The sequence below is a fragment of the Variovorax sp. KBW07 genome, assembly GCF_003852515.1.
GTDB lineage: Bacteria > Pseudomonadota > Gammaproteobacteria > Burkholderiales > Burkholderiaceae_C > Variovorax.
Genome location: NZ_QAJK01000011.1, coordinates 1 through 25,536 on the forward strand (window position 1 = coordinate 1; position 25,536 = coordinate 25,536).

The 25,536-nt window shown below is 67.7% G+C and carries 24 protein-coding genes; 17 read left to right on the forward strand and 7 right to left on the reverse strand.

The features are described 5' to 3' along the window. Positions 1–69: 69 nt before the first annotated feature. The 6 genes from DBV14_RS01990 to DBV14_RS02015 all read right to left on the reverse strand — a co-directional run bounded on the left by DBV14_RS01990 (position 70) and on the right by DBV14_RS02015 (position 4,351). Positions 70–810 carry a DUF3025 domain-containing protein gene (locus tag DBV14_RS01990; protein ID WP_124457524.1) on the reverse strand — a complete coding sequence of 247 codons (741 nt, stop codon included), beginning with the start codon at positions 808–810 and terminating at the stop codon, positions 70–72. Then, positions 807–1,685, reverse strand: coding sequence for an NYN domain-containing protein (locus tag DBV14_RS01995; protein WP_124457525.1), 879 nt, complete (start codon positions 1,683–1,685; stop codon positions 807–809). The genes DBV14_RS01990 and DBV14_RS01995 overlap by 4 nt, the downstream gene beginning before the upstream one ends. Then, complete coding sequence (pyrC, locus tag DBV14_RS02000) at positions 1,682–2,713, reverse strand: dihydroorotase (RefSeq protein ID WP_124457526.1); 1,032 nt, start codon at positions 2,711–2,713, stop codon at positions 1,682–1,684. Before pyrC ends, DBV14_RS01995 begins: the two co-directional genes overlap by 4 nt. Continuing rightward, positions 2,710–3,255 (reverse strand): RNA polymerase sigma factor, encoded by a 546-nt coding sequence (locus DBV14_RS02005; RefSeq protein ID WP_124457527.1) that lies wholly within the window; start codon positions 3,253–3,255, stop codon positions 2,710–2,712. The genes pyrC and DBV14_RS02005 overlap by 4 nt, the downstream gene beginning before the upstream one ends. A gap of 2 nt (positions 3,256–3,257) precedes the next feature. Then, entirely contained in the window at positions 3,258–3,491 is a 234-nt protein-coding gene (locus DBV14_RS02010; RefSeq protein WP_124457528.1) for a DUF2892 domain-containing protein, read from the reverse strand. A gap of 131 nt (positions 3,492–3,622) precedes the next feature. After that, positions 3,623–4,351, reverse strand: a complete 729-nt coding sequence (locus DBV14_RS02015; RefSeq protein ID WP_185545895.1) for a peptidoglycan-binding protein — start codon at positions 4,349–4,351, stop codon at positions 3,623–3,625. Positions 4,352–4,516: 165 nt separating this feature from the next. Between DBV14_RS02015 and DBV14_RS02020 the strand changes: the two genes are divergently transcribed. The 4 genes from DBV14_RS02020 (at position 4,517) to DBV14_RS02035 (ending at position 8,745) form a co-directional block, all read left to right on the forward strand. Beyond that, the gene (locus DBV14_RS02020) at positions 4,517–4,906 is read left to right on the forward strand and encodes a Rieske (2Fe-2S) protein (protein WP_124457530.1); all 390 of its coding nucleotides are present in this window, start codon (positions 4,517–4,519) and stop codon (positions 4,904–4,906) included. 32 nt (positions 4,907–4,938) lie between these two features. Further along, on the forward strand, positions 4,939–5,529 hold the full coding sequence (locus DBV14_RS02025) for a YbhB/YbcL family Raf kinase inhibitor-like protein (RefSeq protein ID WP_124457531.1): 591 nt from the start codon (positions 4,939–4,941) through the stop codon (positions 5,527–5,529). Positions 5,530–5,656: 127 nt separating this feature from the next. After that, the gene (locus DBV14_RS02030; RefSeq protein WP_185545896.1) at positions 5,657–7,144 is read left to right on the forward strand and encodes a GGDEF domain-containing protein; all 1,488 of its coding nucleotides are present in this window, start codon (positions 5,657–5,659) and stop codon (positions 7,142–7,144) included. A 245-nt stretch (positions 7,145–7,389) separates the two neighbouring features. Continuing rightward, positions 7,390–8,745: a hypothetical protein gene (locus DBV14_RS02035; protein WP_124457532.1), complete on the forward strand. Its 1,356-nt coding sequence runs from the start codon at positions 7,390–7,392 to the stop codon at positions 8,743–8,745. 37 nt (positions 8,746–8,782) lie between these two features. Here the strand turns inward: DBV14_RS02035 and DBV14_RS02040 are convergent, their stop codons facing one another. Beyond that, a complete protein-coding gene (locus DBV14_RS02040) occupies positions 8,783–9,676 on the reverse strand; it encodes a LysR family transcriptional regulator (RefSeq protein WP_124457533.1) in 894 nt (297 codons plus the stop codon). Between the two features lie 166 nt (positions 9,677–9,842). On the opposite strand from DBV14_RS02040, the gene DBV14_RS02045 reads away from it, so the two are divergent. From DBV14_RS02045 to DBV14_RS02105, 13 genes are all read left to right on the forward strand, one after another. Continuing rightward, entirely contained in the window at positions 9,843–11,978 is a 2,136-nt protein-coding gene (locus tag DBV14_RS02045) for a 3-hydroxyacyl-CoA dehydrogenase NAD-binding domain-containing protein (protein WP_124457534.1), read from the forward strand. 50 nt (positions 11,979–12,028) lie between these two features. Continuing rightward, positions 12,029–13,219 carry an acetyl-CoA C-acyltransferase gene (locus DBV14_RS02050; RefSeq protein WP_124457535.1) on the forward strand — a complete coding sequence of 397 codons (1,191 nt, stop codon included), beginning with the start codon at positions 12,029–12,031 and terminating at the stop codon, positions 13,217–13,219. 9 nt (positions 13,220–13,228) lie between these two features. Next, positions 13,229–14,446 (forward strand): acyl-CoA dehydrogenase family protein, encoded by a 1,218-nt coding sequence (locus DBV14_RS02055; RefSeq protein ID WP_124457536.1) that lies wholly within the window; start codon positions 13,229–13,231, stop codon positions 14,444–14,446. A gap of 11 nt (positions 14,447–14,457) precedes the next feature. Further along, positions 14,458–15,600, forward strand: a complete 1,143-nt coding sequence (locus DBV14_RS02060) for an acyl-CoA dehydrogenase family protein (protein WP_124457537.1) — start codon at positions 14,458–14,460, stop codon at positions 15,598–15,600. After that, a complete protein-coding gene (locus DBV14_RS02065; protein ID WP_124457538.1) occupies positions 15,597–16,412 on the forward strand; it encodes an oxepin-CoA hydrolase, alternative type in 816 nt (271 codons plus the stop codon). Before DBV14_RS02060 ends, DBV14_RS02065 begins: the two co-directional genes overlap by 4 nt. A 64-nt stretch (positions 16,413–16,476) precedes the next feature. Beyond that, positions 16,477–17,685: a CaiB/BaiF CoA-transferase family protein gene (locus DBV14_RS02070; RefSeq protein WP_124457539.1), complete on the forward strand. Its 1,209-nt coding sequence runs from the start codon at positions 16,477–16,479 to the stop codon at positions 17,683–17,685. Between the two features lie 66 nt (positions 17,686–17,751). Continuing rightward, positions 17,752–18,750, forward strand: a complete 999-nt coding sequence (locus DBV14_RS02075; protein ID WP_124457540.1) for a tripartite tricarboxylate transporter substrate binding protein — start codon at positions 17,752–17,754, stop codon at positions 18,748–18,750. 50 nt (positions 18,751–18,800) lie between these two features. Then, positions 18,801–20,768: an acyl-CoA synthetase gene (locus DBV14_RS02080; protein WP_124457541.1), complete on the forward strand. Its 1,968-nt coding sequence runs from the start codon at positions 18,801–18,803 to the stop codon at positions 20,766–20,768. Positions 20,769–20,859: 91 nt separating this feature from the next. Next, positions 20,860–21,864, forward strand: coding sequence for a tripartite tricarboxylate transporter substrate binding protein (locus tag DBV14_RS02085; RefSeq protein WP_124457542.1), 1,005 nt, complete (start codon positions 20,860–20,862; stop codon positions 21,862–21,864). Between the two features lie 30 nt (positions 21,865–21,894). Next, a complete protein-coding gene (locus tag DBV14_RS02090; RefSeq protein ID WP_124457543.1) occupies positions 21,895–22,644 on the forward strand; it encodes an electron transfer flavoprotein subunit beta/FixA family protein in 750 nt (249 codons plus the stop codon). Between the two features lie 13 nt (positions 22,645–22,657). After that, positions 22,658–23,590, forward strand: a complete 933-nt coding sequence (locus tag DBV14_RS02095) for an electron transfer flavoprotein subunit alpha/FixB family protein (protein ID WP_124457544.1) — start codon at positions 22,658–22,660, stop codon at positions 23,588–23,590. Positions 23,591–23,605: 15 nt separating this feature from the next. Beyond that, entirely contained in the window at positions 23,606–24,577 is a 972-nt protein-coding gene (locus DBV14_RS02100) for a nitronate monooxygenase family protein (protein WP_124457545.1), read from the forward strand. A 347-nt stretch (positions 24,578–24,924) separates the two neighbouring features. Next, positions 24,925–25,194 carry a hypothetical protein gene (locus DBV14_RS02105; protein ID WP_124457546.1) on the forward strand — a complete coding sequence of 90 codons (270 nt, stop codon included), beginning with the start codon at positions 24,925–24,927 and terminating at the stop codon, positions 25,192–25,194. Positions 25,195–25,536: the final 342 nt, after the last annotated feature.

Here is a 25,536-nt window from a genome sequence, read left to right on the forward strand (position 1 = left end):
ACGCGCCCCGAATGAACCCGCGCCCGCACCCGCACCCGCTCCCGCTCCCAAGCAACCGAACAGCCAGAGCTACCGCGACAAGCCCCTGAACACATACGGATCGGCATAAAAAGACGCCGACGAATTCCCAGCGCACCAGCCAGGCACACCCATCACCGGCAGAGGCACGAAAGGCTTCACCTCAAGCCGCTCCGCATCGAGACTCTCCGCAAGCAAGGCGTCGTCGAACGCCATCGGCCCCGTCGCGTCGTGCATCAGCAGCACATGCGCCGTGATCGGCTTGCGCGGCGTCACCAGCTTTTCCAGCAGCGCGTGGCCGAACAACAGCAGCCGGGCTTCCGCCCACAACTCCCGCTGCGTCACGAACAGCGTGTGCCAGTCGCGCGCCACCAATGCACGCCACAACGCCGGCGGTGCATCCAGCACCGCGCCGTTCTCGTCGAACAGCGTCAGCGCATCGCGCAACGGCCCGCGCACCGCCGCCACGCCCGTGCGCGCAATCTCGGCGGCCTGAAGCTCGTTCAAACGCCGCTTGGCTTGCGGAAAGGCCAGCCAGACCAGCCCATTGAAAAAGTCGTGCAGGTTGTCGCGCGTCGGCACCGTGCGGGTCTGGAAGATGTGGGCTTCGTACGCCTGGCCCGCGGGCAATGCGTCCTGGTGCACGAAGTCCGGTACCACCTCGGGCTTGATGCCTTGCAGTGCCGCGGCGACCGATGCGGGCCGATGCGCGACCGCCTGCGCCACCGCTTCGCCATGGGCGCGATAGGGCACGAGCCAGGGCTGCGCCCAATCGACCGCCGGCAGGGTCAAGGCGTGGGCGCCCCCGTCCAGCGGATGCGGTCGGGGTGCTGCAGCACCACGAATTCCGCGGTGAGCTTGTCAAACAGCTTGAGCGAACTGCCGTGCTTGCCCAGCAGTTTTTTCGCGCGCAGGGCCTGCGCCACGTCGTTCAGCGGCACGTCCTTGCCGCTGCGCAATGCGGGCGCGGCCTCGAGGATGAACTCGGCCGCCTCGGACGGCGGCTGTGGCTGCGGCGCCTTGGGCGCGGCGGGTGCCTTGGCTGCTGCCGTCTTGCGCGCCGCGGTCTTCCTGGCCGGGGCCTTCTTGGCCGCCGGTTCGGCTGCCGCCACTGGCGCGGGGGCACCAGCAGCAGCCGCAACGCTCTTCGCTCGCGTGGTCTTCGCGGGTGCAGAGCGGGCCGTTGCGGTCTTCTTCGCCGACGCGGTGCGGGCCGCGGGCTTGACCCCGTGGTTCGCGCCATGGTGGGCCATGTCGATGAAGCTGTCGTACACGCCCACCGTCTCTTCGCCCGTCTTGCCTTGCTGCCCGATGCCGCAGACGCGGCAGCCTTTTTCGCGCAGCCGCACCACGAGCGGCGCGAAGTCGGAGTCGGACGACACCAGCACCACCACGTCGGGCCGCTCGGCAATGACGAGGTCGATGGCATCAACCGCGAGCGCGATGTCGGTGCTGTTCTTGCCGGCCGAGAGGTTGACCATCGGCCGCACCGACAGCCGCTTGAACAGCGCCTGCCGGTTGACCGCCATCTCGGCGTTGCAGTACGCGCGCCGCACGTGAATGGCGCCGTAGTCGTCCATCGTGCGCTGCACGGCCTGCTCGATCACATCGGCCGACACGTTGTCGGCATCGATCAGCAACATCACGCGCAGCGTCATGGGGGTCATGCGAGTTTCCAGTTCATGGTTTCGCCGCCGCGCAAGGGCTTGAGCGTGGCCTCGCCGTAGGGCACGGTTTCGGGCACGGTCCAGCTTTCGCGCTTCAGCGTGATGGTGTCGGTGTGGCGCGGCAGGTCGTAGAAGTCGGGGCCGTGGAAGCTGGCAAAGCCTTCGAGCTTGTCGAGCGCGTTCACGCTGTCGAAGGCCTCTGCATACAGCTCGATGGCGGTCAGCGCGGTGTAGCAGCCGGCGCAACCCAGCGCGTGCTCCTTCAGGTGCGCCGGGTGCGGCGCGCTGTCGGTGCCCAGGAAGAAACGGTCGCTGCCGCTGGTGGCGGCCTCGACCAGCGCCACGCGGTGCGTTTCGCGCTTGAGCACGGGCAGGCAGTAGTAGTGCGGCCGAATGCCACCGGTGAAGATGGCGTTGCGGTTGTAGAGCAGGTGGTGGGCGGTGATGGTGGCGGCGGTAAAGCGGCCGGCATCGCGCACGTAGTGCGCGCCCTCTTTGGTGGTCAGGTGCTCGAACACCACCTTCAGCTCGGGGAAGTCGCGGCGCAGCGGAATCATCACGCGGTCGACGAACACGGCTTCGCGGTCGAACAGGTCGATGGCGGGGTCGGTCACCTCGCCGTGCACCAGCAGCAGCAGGCCGTGCTTCTGCATGGCTTCGAGCGTCTTGTAGGTGTGGCGGATGTCGGTCACGCCGGCATCGCTGTTGGTGGTGGCGCCGGCCGGGTAGAGCTTGAGCGCGCGCACGCCGGCTTCGGCGGCCAGCGCGATTTCTTCGGGCGGCAGCTTGTCGGTCAGGTAGAGCGACATCACGGGCTCGAAGGACGTGCCTTCGGGCACGGCGGCGCGGATGCGGTCGCGATACGCGATGGCCTGCGCGGCGGTGGTCACCGGGGGACGCAGGTTTGGCATGATCAGCGCGCGGCCGAATTGGCGCGCGCTGTGGGGTACGACGGCTTCGAGCGCGGCGCCATCGCGCACATGCAAATGCCAGTCGTCGGGGCGGGTGATCGTGAGGGTGTCTGTCATGGCGGGGCAATTGTCGCATCGCCCCCCAGCAGGTATTCGCGCACCAGCGTGCGTGCGCGGTGCAGCCGGCTCTTGATGGCGCCGGCGGGCTCGCCCAGGCGCCCGGCAATTTCGGCGATGGTGAGTTCCTCGAAATCGCGCAGCAGCACCACCTCGAGGTAGTGCGCGGGCAGCGACTCCAGCGCGTGCGTCAGGTCCAGCCGCAGCGCGCCGTCGGTGCGGCTGGCCAGCTGCCGCTCGGCCACGTCGTCGTCCAGCGGCTCATGCCGGAACATCGCGCGCTGCAGCTTCAGGCATTCGCGCTTGATGACGGTGAACAGCCACGACGAAAAGGCCGCGGCAGCCTTCAGGCCCCGCACCTTGCGCACGACCACCAGCAGCGACTCCTGCACCGCGTCGTCGATGTCGCTGGCCTGGCAGTGCCGCCAGGCGTAGCGGCGCGCGTCGGTCTGGCACGCGGCCAGCAAGCCGGCAATGGCCGCGGGGTCGCCGGTCTGCGCGGCGCGAATCAGGTCGGTGCGGTCGATGACGCCGGCGGCCATGCTCAACGCGCCTGCCCGCCTGGTTTGCCCGGCTTGCGCCCGACCATGGCGCACATCGGGCAGAAACCGAACAGGCCGGTAACGGCCAGCATGGCGCCCCCGAGCCCGATGCCAACGACGACGTTGGTGGCGAGGCTGGCCGAGCCCCAGTTCATGGCCGCGAAAACCAGGCCGGCCAGGCCCATGGCGATGCGCAGCGCGCGCTCCCAGCCCGGAACATTCTTGACGTAGAACATGGCGATTGATTCCTTCGATCGGTTGATGTGCATGAGGAAGACCCTCGGACACCAAGAGGCGGCGAACCCGCCGAACGGTTCGCGGGAATCGAAGAATTTTGTGCGACGGCGCGAACGGGCCTGGTTCTGGCCTAGTTCTGGAACACCCGGCAGGTGCGCGAACTCGCCCCCTGTACCCACTTGTAGAAGTTGACCGAACTGCGCGCGCCCTTGTTCGGCGGCCACGGATCGAGGATGCGCAGCGTGGTGCCGCGCCCGCTGGGGTCGTTGTCGCCGCGAATGCCCGCGACGATGACCATGTGGCCCGGCCGACCGGCACCGTCCGCGTAGCCCTTGGCGTCCCAGAGCATGTCGAACATCAGCGGGCCGTTGTACAGCGCGGTACGCAGCGCCTTCAGCGACCACGGCGACGGCGGGCGCACAGCAAGGCCGTGCGCGGCCGCGAAACGCTGGCCGCCTTCCATGCGCGCGTCGTGGATGTCGATGAAATCCTGCAGCCCACCATCGGCCGCGAGCAGCTCGGCCGGTGTGCGCGCCACCACCGCCTGCACGGTGCAACGCGTCATCATCGCTACGCCGGCGGCCCAGCACAGCGCGGCGGCGGGCGGCGGAATCAGCGCGACCGGGTGCAGGATGGGCGCCTCGCACTCGCCGTCGAACGCGACGTTCTGCGTGCAGGGGCCGGCCTCGCCGTCTTCCACCAGCCAGTTCGCGGCCTGCAGGCGCAGCACGGCCGCACGGGTGCGCGGGCCGTAGTCGCCATCGGTGGCAAGGCCGGGGCTGGGCCGCAGCTTGCGGTTCAGTGCCTCCTGCAACCGGCGGACATCGGCACCGCGCCATCCCTGCTTCAACGTGAACATCGGCTTGCTTCCCTCCTGGCGCATGAAACGTGGACTCTGGAATACGAGCGGTTGAATTGTGAAAAACGGCCCGTGCCACGTCTATCCGCCGGATGGCGTAGCCGGGATGGGTGTGCAAGGCACCGCGTTGCAGGGCCGATGAAGCTTGGCTACGCTCTGCCACCGATGACACCACTTGCCGAACCCGACAACGCCACAAAAGCGGACCCCGCTGCGCCCCGACTGATTTCCGCAGCCCTCGACGAAGGCGGCCTGGCCGCCACCTTCACCGCGCCGGACGGCGTGCCGGCCTTCGCGGTGCGCTGGCACGGCGCCGTGTACGGCTACCTGAACCAATGCCCCCACGCGGGTGGCCCGCTCGACTTCGAGGGCCAGGTGCTCGAAAGATCGGGCCGCTTTCTCATGTGCGCGCGGCACGGCGCGATCTTCGAGCCCGACACCGGCAAGTGCGTCGGCGGCCCCTGCCGCGGTGCGCGCCTGACGCCGCTGGCCGTGCACGAAACAACCGATGGCAGCGTGTGGCTGAGCGAACCCGCAAGCGCGCGCGCCCGATGACAACGACAACCCCTTCCAAGAGAAACATCGCCATGCGCCACGCCCGCCCTCACATCCTCCCGGCTGCGGCCCTCGCGCTCGCCGGCCTCGGCCTTCTTGCGGGCTGCACCGCCATGCAACCCGCCACCACCACCGGCGGCAAGGCGCCCACGGGCCTGAAGGTCACCTCCAGTGCCTTTGCCGACAACACGCCCATTCCGGCCGAGCATGCCGGCGTGGGCGATTGCGGCGGCAAGAACATCTCGATGCCGGTGGCCTGGCACAACCTGCCGGCCAAGGCGAAGTCGGTGGCCGTGCTGCTGTCCGACCCCGATGGCGCGGCCGGCCTGGGCGTGTCGCACTGGGTGGCCTACAACATCGCGGCCGAGCGCGGCCAGCTCAAGGCGGGCGAAGCGCAACCGGGCGCTGACTTCACCCTCGGCCCGAACGTCGCCGGCGCCGCCGCCTACCGCGGCATGTGCCCACCGGTGGGCGACCATCCGCACCACTACGTGCTGACGGTGGTCGCGTCCGACCTCGCACCGGGCGCGCTGCCGGCCGGCCTGTCGCGCGACGCGCTGCTGGCCGCGCTCAAGGGCCATGCACTGGGCGGGCAGAGCGTGGTGGGTCTTTACAGCCGCTGATGTGGCGCGGCAACGCATCGGTCGTTTACGTTGTGAGTGACTGTTAATACCAGTTAATAATTAAGACTCCAGTTTGCAGGCGTCCACCCGCCGTGGCCGCCGCCGCTTTTCTCCGAAAGCCCGCCCGATGGTCCTGTCCGCCCCCGCGTCCGACATTTCCCCGTCCACCGACCTCGATGCCATGTTCGACCTGGCACCGGTGTCCCTCTGGCTCGAGGACTACGGCGAACTGCGGCGCATGCTCGACGGCTGGCGCGCGCAGGGCGTGACCGACCTGGTCGCCTTCCTGGCCGAAGACCCGCAGCGCGTGCGCGACTGCATGGCCTCGCTCAAGGTGCTGCGCGTCAACCAGCACACGCTCAAGCTGTTTGCCGCCGACAGCCAGGAGGCGCTGCTGGGCGCACTGGGCAGCGTGTTCCGCGGCGACATGTCGGCCACCGTGGTGCACGAGCTCAACCAGCTGTGGCGCGGCCAGCTCACCTTCGAGAGCGAGACCGTCAACTACGCGCTCGACGGCCGGCGGCTCGACGTGCGCGTGCGGGCCCGCGTGCTGCCCGGCCACGAAGCCACCTGGGACCGCGTGCTGGTGTCGCTCGACGACGTCACCGAGCGCGTGGCCGCGCAACGCCGGCGCGACGAAAGCGAGCAGTACGCGCGCAGCCTGTTCGACCGCTCGCCCGTCTCGCTGTGGGTGGAAGACTTCAGCGCCGTGCGCAACCTGCTGCAGAGCATCCGCACGCGCGGCATTACCGACTTCGCCACCTTCATCAAGGTGCACCCGGAGTTCGTCACGCGCTGCATGCAGGAGATTCGCGTGATCGACGTGAACCACGAAACCCTGCGCATGTTCGGCGCGCCCGACCTGCAGACGCTGCTGGGCAACATCCAGCTCGTCTTCCGCGACGAGATGCGCGAGTCGTTCGCCGAGCAACTGCAAGACCTGTGGAACGGCAAGACCGTGCAGCAGCGCGAGGTGCTCAACTACGCGCTGTCGGGCGAGGTGCTCAACATCCACATGCAGTTCGCGGTGCAGGAAGACCGGCTCGACACGTGGGACCTGGTGCTGGTGTCGCTGGTCGACATCACGGCGCGCAAGAAGGCCGAGGCGTACCTCGAATACCTGGGCAAGCACGACGTGCTCACGCAGCTGTGCAACCGCACCTACTACACCGAGGAGCTCAACCGGCTGTCGCGCAAGGGACCGTGGCCGGTGTCGATCGTGGCCATCGACCTCAACGGCCTGAAGCAGCTCAACGACCAGGAAGGCCACGCCGCCGGCGACTCGTTGCTGCGCCGCATGGGCGAGGTGCTCGACAAGGCGGTCGCGCCGCCGGCCTGGCCCGCGCGCATCGGCGGCGACGAGTTCGCGGTGCTGCTGCCCATGACCGACGAGCGTGGCGCCGAGGCCATGCGCGAGCGCATCCTGACGCTGCTGGAAATGAACAACCAGTTCCACGCGGGCCAGAGCGGCCACGCGCTGAGCCTGGCCATCGGGCTGGCGACCTGCCACGCGGGCGAGCCGCTTGAAGCGGCGCTGCAGCGGGCCGACCGGGCCATGTACGTGGACAAGGCGAGCCACTACAAGACCACGAACCGGGAGCGCCGGCTCGGCTGAGCCGGCTCCGCCTTTCGGCCTTGTCTTTCTCCAGCCGGCTGGATACGATCCCGCCCGCTGTATCAACATGTAGCACGGTCGTCGTTCATTCGACACACCGTCGATTCCGGGCATCTGAGGGGATGCGCGGGATCTGCTGTTTCCCGCACCACCCACCGCGTGCGGGCATGTCGATGCGGCACGGGAGGAGGTTGGTCAGTGGCCGGCTTCCGGGAACTGACCGATCTTGCAAAGGTAGACAACAAATGAAGAAGCGCTTTGCCGCCTCGTTGGGCGTGCTCGTCCTGTCCTCTTTGATCGCTTCGTGCGGCGGTGGGGGCGGCGGAGGAGGCGGTGGTGGTGGTTTTCCCGTGCTCCCGGGCGGCGTTGCGCCCCCACCCGTCAATACGGCTGGTGCGTGGCTCACGTTCAACCCGTCGCCGGTCGAGCTCACGCTGTTCCCCAATACGCCCAAGACCTTCTTCGTTACCGCGACGTCGAGCAAGGTGATCTCGGCGCCCGTGAATGTCGCGATCATCGACACCAAGGGAGTGATCACTTCCAACGTGAAGATCTCGAGCGCCGGCCTGCAGTACACCGCCACCCTGAACACGAACCCCGCGCTGGCCGCGGGCACCTACACCGGCAACTTCGAGGTGCGGGTCTGCTTTGACGCCAACCCGCTGACCTGCTCGCAGCCCGTCGAGGGCTCGCCCTGGCAACTGCCCTACAAGTTCACGGTGATCGACCCGGCCACGCTGCACTACTCGGGCTGGGAAGCCGCGCAGAAGTCGCCCGGCTTCCTCAGGGACTTCGCGCTGAGCTCCCTCGGCGGTGCGCCCTTCGTGGTCACGGCCGGCCAATACACCCAGGTGATGGAGACATGGACCTCGGCCGACATCGGCACCTTCTGGACCCTGGTGAACACGCCCCAGGCAATCACGCCATTGAACCGGGGCTTTGCATTGGCAAGCGACGGCAGCGCCATCTACCTGAGCGGCGGACAGGATGCCAGCGCGACCCCCTCGGTCGGCACGTACCTGAACCACGTCTGGAAATTCGACGGCACCACCTGGACGCAGAAAACCGCCGCCGCCCAGTTTCCCGGCCGCGCGAACCACGTGATGGCCAAGGTCGGCAGCACGCTGTTCGTGGCCGCTGGCCGCACCGCCGCCGGCGACATGCGCAACGTGTGGAGGTCCGACGACGACGGCGTCAACTGGACGCAGGTGTCGCAAGGGCTGCCCGCCGAACTCGGCAAGCCGACCTGCGCGCTGGACTGGAAGGGCTCGCTGCTGCTGGTCGGCGACCAGGTCGCCACGTCCACCGACGGTGGTGCCACGTTCAAGATGGCCAGCGGCTTCCCGACGAGCTTCCCCAAGGGCAGCGCGCAGTGCGCGGTGCTCAACGGCCGGTTGTTCATCAGCCCGAGCTTCGTCGAGGGCTACACCGGTCCGGCCAAGGACGCCGTCTCGACCACCGACCTGGTCAACTGGCAGTTCGAACGCCCCCGCACCACCTCCATGGGCGATGCGCCGGGCATGGCCGTCGTCAACGGCCGGCTGGTGGTGACCACGGGCCAGAGCACGTCGGAACGCACCACCTACCGCACCCTCCCCTGAGCACGATGCGCACGATGCGGGCGCCGACGCCCTGCGCTCACTCCGGCGCCCGCACCCGCTCCAGGATGAAATCAATGAACGTCCGGATCGCCCGCGTGTGCTGGCGGTTCGGCATGTAGAGCATGAACATCTGCGTACCGAAAATGCTCAGGCGCCAGTCGTCCAGCGTGGTCACCACGTCGCCCTTGCGCACGTCTTCCTGCACCACGTAGTCGGGCACCAGCCCGATGCCCAGGCCCGCCAGGATGGCCTGGCGCAGGAACAGGAAGTTTTCTGAAATCAGCGTCGGCTCCAGGATCACCTCGCGCCTTGTCTCGCCTTGATAGGCCGACACGCGCAGCTGCCGGCCTATGACGGCAGCGGTGACCACCGGCGCGCCCTGCAGCTCGTCCAGCTGCACGGGCAGCGGGTTCCTGCGCGCGTAGTCGCTCGACGCGCACGCCACATAGCGCACCGGCCCCAGCTCGCGCGCCACCAGGTTCTGCGGCGGCTCGGGCACCACGCGGATGGCGATGTCGACCTCGTCGCGCAGCAGGTCTTCGATGCGGTTCTCGAACACCACGTCGAGCACGATGCCGGGGTACTGCCGCTTGAAGTCGATCAGCCAGTCGGCCATGACCAGCTGCCCGTAGCCGCTGGGCACGCTCAGCCGCACGCGCCCCTGCAGGCCCTGCCCCAGCGCGGTGACCGACTCGCGCGCGGCCAGCAGCTCGCCCTGAATGGCCACGCCGTGCTGGTACAGCCGCAGGCCGATCTCGGTCGCCTCGGCGCGCCGGGTGGTGCGCCGCACCAGTTGCGCACCGACCGAGCGCTCCAGCTGGTTCAGGTGGTAGCTGACGTTGGCCCGGCTCATCTTGAGCCGGCGCGCCGCCGCGCTCAGGTTGCCGGCATCGAGTATTTCCACCAGCAGGGTCAGCGATTGCAGGTCCATGCGCCCGATTGTGTCAAAAATTCTTTGACAGTCTGTCAACCGTCTATGCAATTGTCAAAGCCGCGATGCGGGCCAAGAATGCCGGGTTCACCCCCAGAGCCTCGGGCCCCTCGCACCTGCATCCGCATTCGCATCCGCAGGGCCCGCCAACGCAAGAGACAAGCACATGGCCACCACAACCCCCAGCCCTTCCACGTCTTCCGGTCCCGTCACCTTCGAGCGTCTTGGCGACGTGTTCGTGGTGACCATCGACAACCCGCCCGTCAACGCCCTGGGCGTGGATGTGCGTCGCGGCCTGGTGGCCGCCATCGACGCGGCCGAAGCTGACAGCGCCGCCGCCGCGGTGCTGATCGTGGGCGCGGGCCGCAACTTCATTGCCGGCGCCGACATCCGCGAATTCGGCCAGGCACCGCAGCCGCCGTCGCTGCCCCAGGCGTGCCTGCGCATCGAGAACTGCGCCAAGCCGGTGGTCGCAGCCATCCATGGCGCCGCGCTGGGCGGCGGGCTCGAAGTGGCGCTGTCGGCGCATTACCGCATCGCCTCGCCCACGGCCAAGCTGGGCCTGCCCGAAGTGGCGCTCGGCCTGCTGCCAGGCTCGGGTGGCACGCAGCGCACGCCGCGCCTCATCGGCGTGAAGCCCGCGCTGGAGTTGATGCTCAGCGGCCGCCATGCGGGCGCGAAAGAAGCGCTGTCGCTCGGCCTCGTCGACCGCCTGGGCACCGAAGCGGACGCGCGCGCCGAAGGCATCGCCTACGCGAAGGAACTGATCGCCGCCAAGGCGCCGGTGCGTCGCACCCGCGAAGCCACCGCGCTGGCCGACAAGGAAGCCAGCCGCGCCGCCCTCGAAGCCGCGCGCGCCGACACCGCGAAGAAGAGCCGTGGCCTGTTCTCGCCGATGAAGATCATCGACGCCGTCGAGGCCGCGCTCTCGCTGCCCTTCGACGAAGGCATGGCGCTGGAGCGCAAGCTGTTCCTGCAGTGCATCGACAGCCCGCAGCGCGCCGGCCTGATCCACGCCTTCTTCGCCGAGCGCGAAGTGCTGAAGGCGCCCGAAACCCGGTCGGCCAGCCCGCGCCCGCTCGAAGCGGCCGGCATCGTCGGCGGCGGCACCATGGGCGCGGGCATTGCCGTGGCCATGCTCGACGCGGGCATGCCCGTGACCATGATCGAGCGCGACGACACCCAGCTCGCGCGCGGCCGCGCCAATGTCGAGAAGGTGTACGACGGCCTCATCAAGAAGGGCCGCATGACGCCCGAGGCCAAGGCCGCCGTCATGGCGCGCTTCTCGGGCTCCACCAGCTACGACGCGCTGGCGCAGGCCGACATCGTGGTCGAGGCCGTGTTCGAGGACATGTCGGTCAAGAAGGCCGTGTTCGCCGAACTCGACCGCGTGTGCAAGAAGGGCGCGGTGCTGGCCACCAACACCTCGTACCTGGACATCGACGAGATCGCGGCCAGCATCTCGCGTCCGCAGGACGTGGTGGGCCTGCACTTCTTCTCGCCGGCCAACATCATGAAGCTGCTCGAGATCGTGGTGCCCGCCAAGGTCAGCGCCGACGTGGTGGCCACCGGCTTCGAGCTGGCCAAGAAGCTCAAGAAGGTGCCGGTGCGCGCCGGCGTGTGCGACGGCTTCATCGGCAACCGCATCCTGGCCGTGTACCGCCAGGCCGCCGACCACATGATGGAAGACGGCGCCTCGCCCTACGACATCGACGCAGCCGTGCGCAACTTCGGCTACCCGATGGGCCCGTTCCAGGTGTCGGACCTGGCCGGCGGCGACATCGGCTGGGCCACGCGCAAGCGCAAGGCCGCCACGCGCGACCCGCAGGCGCGCTACGTGCAGGTGGCCGACCGCATCTGCGAGCGCGGCTGGTTCGGCCAGAAGACGCAGCGCGGCTACTACCTGTACCCCGAAGGCGCACGCACCGGCGTGCCCGACCCCGAGGTGCTGGCCATCATCGACGCCGAGCGCGAGCGCGCCGGCATCAAGCCGCGCGCCTTCACCGAAGAAGAAATCATGCGCCGCTACATGGCCGCGATGGTCAATGAAGGCGCCAACGTCGTGCTGCAGCGCATCGCGCTGCGCCCGCTCGACGTGGACGTGACCTTTCTCTACGGCTACGGCTTCCCGCGCCACCGCGGCGGCCCCATGAAGTACGCCGACACCGTGGGCCTGCCCAAGGTGCTGGCCGACATCCGCGAGTTCGCCAAGGAAGACCCGATCTTCTGGAAGCCGTCGCCGCTGCTGGTCGAGCTGGTTGCACAAGGTGCCGATTTCGCCAGCCTGAACAAGTCCGAGTAACAAGAGTTCATCCGAGTCCGTCCGGGCCCGTCCATCAAGGAGTCATCCCCATGCGTGAAGCCGTCATCGTTTCCACCGCCCGCACCCCGCTCACCAAGGCGCACCGCGGCGAATTCAACATCACCCCCGGCGCCACGCTGGCGGCCTTCGCGGTCAAGGCCGCGGTCGAACGCTCGGGCCTGGACCCCGCGCTGATCGAAGACGCGATCCTCGGCTGCGGCTACCCCGAAGGCACGACCGGCCGCAACATCGCGCGCCAGAGCATCGTCCGCGCGGGCCTGCCCATCAGCATTGCCGGCACCACGGTGAACCGCTTCTGCGCCTCGGGCCTGCAGGCCATTGCCATGGCAGCAGGCCGCATCGTGGTGGACGGCGCTCCGGCCATGATCGCGGGCGGCGTCGAGAGCATCTCGCAGATCCGTGGCCGCAGCCCCGGCGATGGCGGCGACCTCAGCCTGGACCCGTGGATCGTCGAGCACAAGCCCGCGCTGTACATGGCGATGATCGACACCGCCGACATCGTGGCCAAGCGCTACAACATCAGCCGCGAAGCGCAGGACCGTTTCTCCGCCGAGAGCCAGCGCAAGACCGAAGAAGCGCAACTGGCCGGCCGCTACAAGGACGAGATCGTCTCTTGCACCACCACCATGGCCGTGACCGACAAGGACACGAAGGAAGTGACGCACCGCGAAGTCACCGCCACCGAAGACAACTGCAACCGCCGCGGCACCACCTACGAAGCGCTTGCCAAGCTGAAGCCGGTGATGGGCGAAGACAAGTTCATCACCGCCGGCAACGCTTCGCAGCTGTCCGATGGCGCCTCGGCCTGCGTGCTGATGGAAGCCAGGGACGCAGAGCGCGCCAACATCAAGCCGCTGGGTGCCTTCCGCGGCCTGGCCGTGGCCGGTTGCGAGCCCGACGAAATGGGCATCGGCCCGGTCTTCGCGATTCCCAAGCTGCTCGCGCGCCACGGCCTGAAGGTCGATGACATCGACCTGTGGGAACTCAACGAAGCCTTTGCCTCGCAGTCGATCTACTGCCAGGACAAGCTGGGCATTCCGTCGGAACGCCTGAACGTGGACGGTGGCGCCATCTCCATCGGCCACCCCTTCGGCATGACCGGCGCGCGCCTGGCGGGCCACGTGCTGATCGAGGGCAAGCGCCGTGGCGCGAAGTACGCCGTGGTCACGATGTGCATCGCCGGCGGCATGGGCGCGGCCGGCCTCTTTGAAATCTACTGAGGAACTGCGATGGACCTGAACTTCACTCCCGAAGAAGAAGCCTTCCGCGCCGAAGTGCGCGCCTTCCTCGCCGACAAGCTGCCCGCGCGCCTCTCGGCCAAGGTCAGCGGCGGCCAGATTCTCAGCAAGGCCGACATGCAGGAATGGCACGCCATCCTCAACGCGCGCGGCTGGCTCGCCAACCACTGGCCCGAGCAGTACGGCGGACCGGGCTGGACGGCGGTGGAGAAGTTCATCTTCGAGCACGAATGCGCCCTGGCCTTCGCGCCGCGCATCGTGCCCTTCGGCGTGAACATGCTGGGCCCGGTGCTCATCAAGTACGGCAACGAGGCGCAGAAGCAGCGCTGGCTGCCGCGCATCCTGAATGGTGCCGACTGGTGGTGCCAGGGCTATTCGGAACCCGGCGCGGGCTCCGACCTGGCCGCGGTAAAAACCTCGGCCGTGCGCGGCATCGACGCGCAAGGCGACCACTACATCGTGAACGGCCAGAAGACCTGGACCACGCTGGGCCAGCACGCCAACATGATCTTCTGCCTGGTGCGCACCAACCGCGAGGCGAAGAAGCAGGAGGGCATCAGCTTCTTGCTGATCGACATGACCTCGCCCGGCGTCGAAGTGCGCCCGATCATCACGCTCGACGGCGAGCATGAAGTCAACGAGGTGTTCTTCTCCGACGTGCGCGTACCGGCCGAGAACCTCGTGGGCGAAGAGAACAAGGGCTGGACCTGCGCCAAGTACCTGCTGACCTACGAGCGCACCAACATCGCGGGCGTGGGCTTCTCGGTGGCCGCGCTCGAACAGCTCAAGGGCATCGCCGCAAAGCAGACGAAAAACGGCAAGCCGTTGAACGAAGACCCGGCGTTTGCCGCACGCATGGCGCGTGTGGAGATCGACCTGGAGAACATGAAGACCACCAACCTGCGCGTGATCGCGGCAGTGGCCGGTGGTGGCGTGCCCGGTGCGGAAAGCTCCATGCTGAAGATTCGCGGCACCGAGATCCGCCAGGAAATTTCTTCGCTGGCCCGTCGTGCCATGGGCGTCTACGGCCGCCCCTTCGTTGCGGAAGCATTGCAGGACGGCTACACCGAAAACGGGGGCGAGACCTTCGGCCCGTCTTACGCCAAGGCAGCCGCCGCGCGCTACTTCAACAACCGCAAGCTGTCGATCTTCGGCGGCTCCAATGAAATCCAGAAGAACATCATCAGCAAGATGATCCTGGGCCTGTAAGGAGACATGCAATGAACTTCGAACACACCGAAGACCGGCGCATGCTCGCCGACAGTCTGAACCGCTTCATCGCCGAGCAGTACGCCTTCGACGCGCGCGACCGCATCGCGAAGTCCGCGCACGGTTTCAGCAAGGAGATCTTGCAGAATTTCGCAGAGCTGGGCGTGATCGGCGCGCTGTTCAGCGAAGCCGATGGCGGCTTCGGCGGCGGCGGCTTCGACATTGCCGTGGTCTTCGAGGCACTGGGCCGCGGCCTCGTGGTCGAGCCGCTGCTGGGTGCGGTGATGGTCGGCGAAGCGCTCAGCGCGGCCGGCAACGACGCACAGAAAGAAAAGCTCGGCGACATCATCAACGGCGCCACTGTCGCGGCCTTTGCGCACGACGAAGCCGACACGCACTACGAGCGCACGCGCGTGGCGACGAAGGCCGGGCGCAGCGGCGATGGCTGGGTGCTGAACGGCGCCAAGGCCGTGGTGCCGCAGGGCGAACAGGCCGACCTGTTCCTTGTCTCGGCGCGCACCTCGGGCAACGTGGACGACGAAGCCGGCATCTCGCTGTTCCTGGTGCCTGCAAAGACCGCGGGCCTTTCGGTGCGCGGCTGCCCCGCCATCGACGGTGGCCGTGTCGCCGAACTCACGCTCGACGGCGTGAAGCTCGGCGCCGATGCATTGCTCGGCGCCGAAGGCCAGGGCGCCGCGACGCTGGAACGCGCCATCGGCCGCGGCGTGCTCGCGCTGTGCGCCGAAGCCGTGGGCGCGATGGAAGCTGCCAAGACAGCCACGCTGGAGTACCTGCGCACGCGCAAGCAGTTCGGCATCTTGATCGGCAGCTTCCAGGCACTGCAGCACCGCATGGCCGACCTGCTGCTGGAAATCGAACAGGCCCGCTCGGCCGTCATCAACGCCGCAGCCGCCATCGACGGCACCGACCGCGTGGCACGCGAGCGCGCGCTGTCGGCCGCCAAGTTCAGCATCGGCCGCATCGGCGCGCTGGTGGCCGAAGAAAGCATCCAGATGCACGGTGGCATCGGCATGACGTGGGAGCTGCCGCTGCCGCACTACGCCAAGCGCCTCGTGATGATCGACCACCAGCTGGGCGACGAAGACCACCACCTGCAGCGCTACATTGCGCTGGGCAAGGAGCTGGCGGCATGAGCGACGCAAAGACCGTTCTGATCTCGCAGCAGGGCGCGGTCCGCATCCTGACCAACAGCAACCCCGGCGCGCGCAACGCGATCACGCCGACGCTGTACGCCGAGCTGTCGGCCGCCCTCGCCGACGCGCAGAACGACCCCGAAGTCGGCGCCATCGTCTTCACCGGTGCGGGCGATTTCTTCTGCTCGGGCGGCGACCTGAACCTGCTGGCCAAGCGCCGCGGGCTGCCCGCTTCGGAGCGCCGCGAAAAGCTCGAAGGCCTGCACAACCTGATCCGCGCGATCCGCGATTGCGGCAAGCCCGTCATCGCGGCCGTCGAAGGCGGCGCAGCGGGCGCGGGCCTGTCGATGGCGCTGGCCTGCGACATGCTGGTGTCGGCGCGCGATGCGTTCTACACCGTGGCCTACGTCAAGGTCGGCCTCACGCCGGACGGCGGCGCCACGGCCTTCCTGTCGGAGTTCGTCTCGCGCCAGGTGCTGACCGAGATGTGCCTGACCGGCGACCGCATGCCGGCCGAGCGCCTGCACGCGCTGGGCGCCGTCAATCGCCTGACCGACAAGGGCGCCGCGCTGGCCGAGGCCATCGCGCTCGCGGCCAAGGTGGCGAACGGCCCGCAACGCGCAAGCGCGCGCATCAAGACGCTGTGCCGGCAGGCGCATCGCGCGTCGCTCGAAGAACAGCTGGAACTGGAAGCCGTCTACATGGTCGAAGCGCAGGCCGATGCGGAAGCGGCCGAAGGTATCGGCGCTTTCTTCGCCAAGCGGCCGGCCGACTTCGTCGCGCTGCGCCATCGCAAGCCGGACGCGTCCTGACGCCGTTCGCAAGCACCTTTCTCCCGCACACGGGTGCGGGGGTTCTCGTTTCTCTGGAGTCGCCATGTCCTCGCTGAATTCCTCGCTGCCGCTTGCCGGTGTGCGCGTCCTCGATCTGTCCCGCATCCTCGCGGGCCCCTGGTGCGGCATGGTGCTGGCGGACATGGGCGCCGAAGTGATCAAGGTCGAGCACCCGGGCCGCGGCGACGACACGCGCGACTGGGGCCTGCGCGTCGGCAAGACCGAGACCGCCTACTTCAACAGCGTGAACCGCAACAAGCGCTCCGTCACGCTCGACCTGCAGACGCCCGAAGGCCAGCAGATCGCGCGCGATCTTGCGAAGCAGTGCGACGTGGTGATCCAGAACTTCAAGTTCGGCGGCATCGACAAGCTGGGCCTGGGCTACGAGCAGTTGAGCAAGGAACAGCCGGGCCTCATCTACTGCTCGATCTCGGGCTACGACCGCACCGGCCCCGAAGCCGCGCGCCCGGGTTATGACCTCGTGGTGCAGGGCGAAGCGGGCCTGATGGCGCTGAACGGCGAAGCCAACCAGCCACCGCTGAAGTTCGGCGTGGCGGCCGTCGACCTGTTCACCGGCATGTACTCGGCGCAGGCCATCCTGGCCGCGCTCTACCAGCGTGAGAAGACCGGCAAGGGCCGGCATGTGGAGATGGCGCTGTTCGACTGCGGCCTGATGATCACCGCCTACTACGGCCTCGAAGCGCTGCTGATGGGCGAAGACCCGCCGCGCTACGGCAACTCGCATCCGTCGATCGTGCCGTACGGCGTGTTCGATGCGGCCGATGGCCCGCTGGTCATCACCGTGGGCAACAACGCGCAGTTCGCGCGCTTCTGCACCGACGTGATCGAGCGGCCCGACCTCGCGGCCGACGAGCGCTTCAAGACCAACATCCTGCGCTCGGCCAACCGCGAAGCGCTGCTGCCCGAGCTGCACGCCGAACTGGCCAAGCGCAAGCGCGCCGACCTGCTCGCCAAGCTCACCGCCTCGGGCATTCCATGCGGCGAAGTGCTCGGCCTGCTGGAAGCGCTGCAATCGAAGCGCGCGACCGATGCCGGCCTCGTGACCACGCAGCCGCACCCGGTGGCCGGCACGGTCAACGTGCTCGCACCGCCCTACCGTTTCGATGGCGAGCGCCTGCCCGTGCGCAGCGCGCCGCCCACCCTGGGCGAAGGCACGCACGACGTGCTGAAGTCCCTGCTCGGCCTGTCGGATGAAAAGCTGGCCGCGCTGAAAACGAGCGGCGTCGTCTGAAGCAGACGCTCCGCATTTCCGATCCCGAGCTCCCTTGCTCCCCCGCTCCCTGAATTGAAGAAGTCCATGGCCTCCCTCGCTTTCCGTTCCCTCCGCAGTCCCCTTCGCCGTGCACTCCTCGCCCTGGCCCTTCCGCTGGTGGCCGGCACCGCTTTCGCTCAAGCCTGGCCCGCCAAGCCGATCACGCTGATCGTGCCCTTTCCGCCCGGCGGCCCGACCGACGTGGCCTCGCGCATCGTGGCGCAGAAGATGTCGATCGCGCTCAAGCAGAACATCCTGGTCGACAACCGCAGCGGTGCCTCGGGCACCGTGGGCGCCGCCGCAGCCGCGCGCGCCGCGCCGGACGGCTACACCTTCGTGATGCTGGCCACGCCCACGCTGCTGGCCTCGCACCTGTACGGCCCGACCGGCTACGACATCTTCAAGAACTTCACGCCCGTGGGCTCGGTGTACGACCTGCCGATCGTGCTGGTGGTCAACCCGAAATCGCTGCCCGAGGTCAACAACCTGCAGGGCCTGATCGCCAAGGCCAAGGCCGAGGGCGGCAAGCTCAACTACACGACGGCCGGCGCCGGCAGCTTCGGCCACCTGACGACCGAGCAGCTGAAGACCATCGGCAAGTTCGACATGCAGCACGTGCCCTACCGCGGCAGCGCGCCGGCCGTGACCGACCTGATCGGCGGCCAGGTGCCCGCCATGTTCTCCGACCTCGTGGGCGTGCTGCCGCACATCAAGGCCGGCAAGCTGCGCGCCATCGCGGTGGGCTCGGGCCAGCGCGTGAGCCTGCTGCCCGACGTGAAGACGGTGGCCGAGCAGGGCTTCCCCGGCTTCGACGCGACCTCGTGGGGCGGCCTGCTGGCGCCCGCCGGCACGCCGAAGGAAGTGATCGACCGCATGAGCGCCGAACTGAAGACCGCGCTGGCCGACAAGCAGGTGCAGGAGAAGCTCGAAAGCGTGGGCTCGTTCGCGGCCTACCGCACGCCCGAGCAGACCGGCGAACGCATGCGCCAGGACTTCGAACGCTGGGGCAAGGTCATTCGCGACAACCACATCACGAACCAGTAAAACAACGGGCGGCCCCGGCGGCAAGTGGCGACACCCTCAAGGAGACAGACATGACAGACACGCACGACAACAACAAGAACAACAACAACTACAAGACGCCGGTCGGCGCGCCCTTCCGCCCCGCCTTTTCCGTGCGCAGCCTGGCGGACATCGAGCGGCTCGAACAAACGCCGCTCGAACAGGCGCTGACGGTGCGCAGCACCTACGAAATCTTTCGCAACGCGGGCGCGGCCTTCGGCGACAAGACCGCGCTGACCTTCCTGCGCACCGGCAACCCGGCGGACGAGCCGATCCGCTGGTCGTACGCCGAGCTGCTGTCGCGCATTCACCAGACCGCCAACCTGCTGCACACGCTGGGCGTGGGGCCGGACGATGCGGTGGCGGTGCTGCTGCCCGGTTGCCTCGAGTACCACCTGGCACTGTGGGGCGGCGAAGCGGCCGGCATCGTGCAGCCGCTCAACCCGCTGCTGACCGACGAGAAGCTGGTGGCGCTGATGACGGCGGGCCGCGCCAAGGTGCTGATCGCCTACGGCTCCGACAACGAGTCGGGCATGTGGTCGAAGGCCATGCGCCTGCGCGGGCAGGTGCCCACGCTCACCACCGTGCTGCGCGTGGCGCCGCACGACGAGGCACCGGGCGCAGCCGGTGTGCTGCCCGAAGGCGTGGCCGAGTTCGATGTGCTGCGCGCCGCGCAACCGAACGACCGGCTCGTGAGCGGCCGCGACATCGCGCCTTCCGACATTGCCGCGTACTTTCACACCGGCGGCACCACGGGCGCGCCCAAGCTCGCGCGCCACAGCCACGGCGCGCAGGTGTTCACCGCCTGGGCCAGCGTGCAGGTCGCGGGCATGAACGAGCAAGGCATCTCCATCAACGGCTACCCGCTGTTCCATGTGGCGGGTGTGCTGCCGGCTTCGCTGTCGTCGCTGTCGGCGGGCGTGGAGGTGATCATTCCCACCACCTCGCTGCTGCGCAACAAGGAAGTGCTGGCCAACTACTGGCAGCTGGTGGCGAAGTACCGGCCGACCTCGCTGTCGGCCGTGCCCACCGTGCTCGCGGCGCTGGCCAACGTGCCGCTGAACGGCGCGGACATTTCATCGATTACCTACTGCCGCACCGGCGCCGCCGTGCTCGCGCCCGAACTGGCCGCGCGCTTCGAGCGGCTGTTCGGCCTGCACGTGCACGAGAGCCTGGGCATGACCGAGATGGCCGGCATCTCGACCATCACGCCGCCGGGCGTGAACGGGCCCGCGGGCTGCGTCGGCTTCCGGCTGCCGTACATGCAGGTGCGCATCGTGGCGCTCGACGAGAACGGCAACGCGAGCGACCGCGAGATGCCAACCGGCGAGCAGGGCATGGTGCTGTTCAAGTCGCCCAACGTGTTCTCGGGTTTCGTCGACCCTGCGGACAACGCCAAGGCCTTCACGGCCGACGGCTGGCTTGCCACCGGCGACCTGGGCTGGATCGACAGCGAGCAGCGGCTCAACCTCACGGGCCGCTCCAAGGACCTGATCATTCGCAGCGGCCACAACATCGACCCCAAGACCATCGAAGACGCGCTGGGCGCGCACCCGGCCGTGCAACTGTGCGCCGCGGTGGGCGCACCCGATGCCTATGCAGGCGAACTGCCGGTGATCTTCGCGACGCTGGTGCCCGGCGCCTCGGCCACCGAAGAAGAACTGCTGGCCTTCACCGCCGCGCGCGTGGACGAGGCACCGGCCAGGCCCAAGTGGGTGTCGGTGATCGGCGCCATGCCGATGACCAACGTCGGAAAAATCTACAAGCCCGAACTGCGCGCCATGGCCGCGCGCCAGGTGGTGGCCGCGACGGTCGCCGAGGTGTGCGCCGAACTCGGCGCCGGCGATGTGGCGCGGCCTTCGGTGGAGACCGAGGGCGAGAACCTGGTGCGCGTGCGGATCGACGCCGCCGCGGCGGGCACGCTGGCCGCGGCATTGCAGGAGCGGCTGCAGAAGGCGCTGGCTCCGCTGCCCTTCAAGACGCGCATCGCGCTGAAGTGAGGCCCGAATCGACGCTGCGGCGACGCCGCGGCAACGCCCCAGCAGGCGGCTTCCTGCTCAAAGAGTTTCTGAAACCAACGGGAGACAAACCATGACCCATTCATCCTCGAATCGCCGCACCCTGCTGTGCGCCGCCGCATCGACCGCCGCGCTGTTCGCGCTGGCGCATGCACCGGCCCACGCGCAGGCGACGTACCCGAACAAGCCGATCCGCATGGTCGTGCCCTTCCAGGCCGGCGGCGCGACCGACGTGCTGGCGCGCGTGCTGGGCCAGAAGATGGCGGCCGGCCTGGGCCAGCCCATCGTCATCGACAACAAGCCCGGCGCGGCCGGCATCATCGGCACCGACGCGGTCGCCAAGTCCCCGCCCGATGGCTACACCATGGTGCTGTCGCTCAGCAACTCGCTGATGACCAACGAGTTTCTCTACGAGAAGCTGCCCTACGACACGCAGCGCGACCTGACGCTGGTCTACCAGATCGCGATGGCGCCGCTGGTGCTGGTGGTGCACCCCAGCGTGCCGGCCAAGACCGGGCCCGAGCTGCTGAAGTACGTCACCGCCCACAAGGGCAAGGTGGCCTACGGTTCGTACGGCGTGGGCGCCTACCCGCACCTGGCCGGCGCGCACATGAGCCTCACGCAGCAGGCCGACATGAACCACGTCGCCTACAAGGGCGAGGCGCCGATGATGCAGGACCTGATCGGCGGCCAGATCCAGATGGCCTATGCCAGCGCGCTGGTGGCCAAGCCGCACATCGACGCGGGCAAGGTCAGGGCCATCGGCGTGAGCGGCGAACGCCGCATGAGCACGCTGCCCAATGTGCCCACGCTCGCCGAGCAGGGCCTGAAGGACGAGGCCTATCGCGTGACCGGCTGGCTGGCCATTGCCGTGCCCGCCAAGACGCCCAAGCCCATCGTGGACCGCATTGCCGAGGAAGTGCGCAAGGCCACGCAACAGCCCGACGTGCGCGAACGCGTGGCCGCCATGGGCTTCGAGATCAAGGACAGCTCGCCCGAACTCTTTGCCGCTGCCTGGAAGCAGGAGCGCCCGGTGTGGGAGCGCCTCATCAAGCAATCGGGCGCCAAGCTCGAGTAACTCATTCTTCAGTCATTCAAAGGAACAGCCATGAAGGTTCTGGTACCTGTCAAACGGGTCGTCGATTACAACGTGAAGGTGCGCGTGAAGAGCGACGGCACCGGGGTGGACATTGCCAACGTCAAGATGAGCATGAACCCCTTCGACGAGATTGCCGTTGAAGAAGCGGTTCGCCTGAAGGAAAAGGGCGTGGTCACCGAAGTCATCGCCGTGTCGTGCGGCGATGCCAAGTGCCAGGAAACCCTGCGCACCGCCATGGCCATCGGCGCCGACCGCGGCATCCTGGTCGAGACCACCGAAGAGCTGCAGCCGCTGGCCGTGGCCAAGCTGCTCAAGGCGCTGGTCGACAAGGAACAGCCCCAATTGATCATCCTGGGCAAGCAGGCCATCGACGACGACGCCAACCAGACCGGCCAGATGCTGGCTGCGCTGGCCGACCTGCCGCAAGCCACCTTCGCCTCGAAGGTCGAAGTGGCCGGCGACAAAGCCACTGTCACGCGCGAAGTCGACGGCGGCCTGGAAACCATTTCTCTCAGCCTGCCGGCCGTCATCACGACCGACCTGCGCCTGAACGAGCCGCGCTACGTCACCTTGCCCAACATCATGAAGGCCAAGAAGAAGCAGCTGGACACCTTCAAGCCTGAAGACCTGGGCGTGGACGTCAAGCCGCGCCTGAAGACCCTGAAGGTCAGCGAGCCGCCCAAGCGTGGCGCCGGCATCAAGGTGCCTGACGTTGCCACCCTGGTGGACAAGCTCAAGAACGAAGCCAAAGTGATCTGAGGAAGAAACGAACATGACCGCACTCGTCATTGCCGAACACGACCACGCCAGCATCAAGCCGGCCACCCTCAACACCGTGACCGCAGCGCTGGCTTGCGGTGGCGACGTCCACGTGCTCGTGGCCGGTGCCAACGCAGCAGAAGCTGCCAAGGCCGCAGCCCAGATCGTGGGCGTTTCCAAGGTGATCGCTGCAGACAGCGCATCCCTCGCAGAAAACCTCGCCGAGAACGTTGCGGCGCAAGTTCTTGCGATCGCCGGCAACTACAGCCACATCCTGTTCCCCTCGACCGCCAACGGCAAGAACGTCGCACCGCGCGTGGCCGCCAAGCTGGATGTGGCGCAGATCAGCGACATCACCAAGGTGGACAGCCCCGACACCTTCGAGCGCCCGATCTACGCCGGCAACGCGATTGCCACCGTGCAGAGCAGCGACGCCACCAAGGTGATCACGGTTCGCACGACCGGCTTCGACGCCGCAGCCGCCACCGGTGGCAACGCCACCGTTGAAACCGCCGAAGGCGTGGCAGACAGCGGCAAGAGCACCTTCGTCGGCCGTGAAGTCACGAAGAGCGAACGCCCCGAACTGACCGCCGCGAAGATCATCGTTTCCGGTGGCCGAGCTCTCGGCAGCGCCGAGAAGTTCACCGAAGTGATGGCCCCGCTGGCCGACAAGCTGAACGCGGGCCTGGGCGCCAGCCGCGCAGCCGTCGACGCGGGCTACGCGCCGAACGACTGGCAAGTGGGCCAGACCGGCAAGATCGTTGCGCCGCAGCTGTACATCGCAGCCGGCATCTCGGGCGCGATCCAGCATTTGGCCGGCATGAAGGACTCCAAGGTGATCGTCGCGATCAACAAGGACGAAGAGGCACCGATCTTCTCGGTGGCCGACTACGGCCTCGTGGTCGACCTGTTCGTGGCCGTGCCCGAACTCGTCAAGGCGTTGTAAGAGGACCGCGAAGAGATGAAGACCCGCATCACCGAGCTGCTCGGCATTCGCTACCCCATCATTCAGGGCGGCATGCAATGGGTGGGCCGCGCCGAGCTGGCCGCGGCCGTGTCGAACGCCGGCGGCCTGGGCATCGTGACCGCGCTCACGCAGCCCACGCCCGACGACCTGCGCAACGAGATCGCGCGCACCCGCACGCTCACCGACAAGCCCTTCGGCGTGAACCTCACCATCCTGCCGGCGGTGAAGCCGCCGCCGTATGCCGAGTACGTGCAGGCCATCATCGACAGCGGCATCAAGATCGTCGAGACCGCGGGCAACAGCCCGAAGGACTTCATCGAAGCACTGAAGCGCCATGACGTGAAGATCGTGCACAAGTGCACCTCGGTGCGCCATGCGCTGTCTGCGGAACGCAATGGCGTCGATGCGGTGTCGGTCGACGGCTTCGAGTGCGCGGGCCATCCGGGCGAAGACGACGTGCCCGGCCTCGTGCTGCTGCCCATCGCCGCGCGCAAGCTGCGCATTCCGATCATCGCGTCGGGCGGCATCGCCGACGGGCGCGGCATGGCTGCGGCGCTGGCGCTGGGCGCCGAGGGCATCAACATGGGCACGCGCTTTTGCGTGACAAAGGAAGCGCCGATCCACGACAACATCAAGCAGGCGCTGGTCGATGCGACAGAGCGCGACACCAAGCTGATGTTTCGCACCATGCGCAACACCGCGCGCGTGTTCCGCAACGCCATCTCCGAAGAAGTGGTGGCCACCGAGAACCGCCCCGGTGGTTGCGAGTTCGAGGAAGTGCGCCCGCTGGTCGCCGGTGCGCGCGGCCGTGCGGCGCTGGAGTCGGGCGAGGTGAACAACGGCGTGGTGTCGGCCGGCCAGTGCATCGGCCTGATCGACGACATTCCGACCTGCGCGGAACTGCTGGAGCGCATGGTGCGCGAGTGCCGCGAGCACCTGGACCGGGCGCGGTCCTGGATGGACTGAGTCCTTCTGCTCGCATCCGGGGACGCGCTCACGAGGTCCCCGCGCAGCGCATTGCGGAAGCTGTATTTGTTGGCGGTCGCCGAGACTTCGTGCCGCATGAACCGGCTACTTCGCCGGGTTCTTCTCTAGAGTGGATGCCCCTGTCACTCGATACCCCAACAAGGGGAAGCGGAAGGCGCGACACACACAAAGCATTGAATGTTTGAAGGCTGCTTGCCTCGCGGCAGGTTGTCGGTGCGAAAGCAGCGATGCAGATGCGAGGTATCAAAAGGCGACGGCCAGGGTGTTACGAGCACCCCGACCGTCTAACCAAGTTCGTGCACACCCCCGAAAGGAACCGCACAAAAATGGCTACCAAGACTATAGCCCGGCCCCGCACGCCGGTAGCTTTCGAAGAAAACGCCCAAGACCCGGCGGATCTTCTCGAAAACACCCTCTCTCAACTCGAAGCCCTGCTGTGGGTCTGCCACGGGGAAGACATCGACTGGTGCAGCGGTGAAGGGCCTCGACAACTGGACAACCTGCTTTGGCTTGCGGCAGAACTGGCGCGCAAGGCGAGGGAGTTGTTTCAGGTGAGCGAGAAGGCGCGACGTGGGGCGCTTGAGACCGGCGGTTAGCGGCTGGTCTGCGGGCTGCGGGGTTCGCGGCCCGCTCTGGTGAACGGGTTCTTTGGGGTACGACGGCTGAAGCCTTTGTGCTGGAGGGATTCGGTTCGGTTGAGGTTGCCTGTGGGGTAGGTTTTGAGTGCAACGAGGCGCTCCCTGCTGATCGTCAACAGGCAATGCGTGCATCTGGTTTGCAGCGATTGCAGTCGGTCGCGGGCGGCGGCCCTACTTCATACTGACCGACACAAAGGAGACAGCCGGGGTATGTGTAAAGCCCGCGTAGACTCGCACGCGGCTCGAAGACCTGTCCACCGTCGAGACCATTGGCATTGCTCTCGACAATGCTCAAGAAGC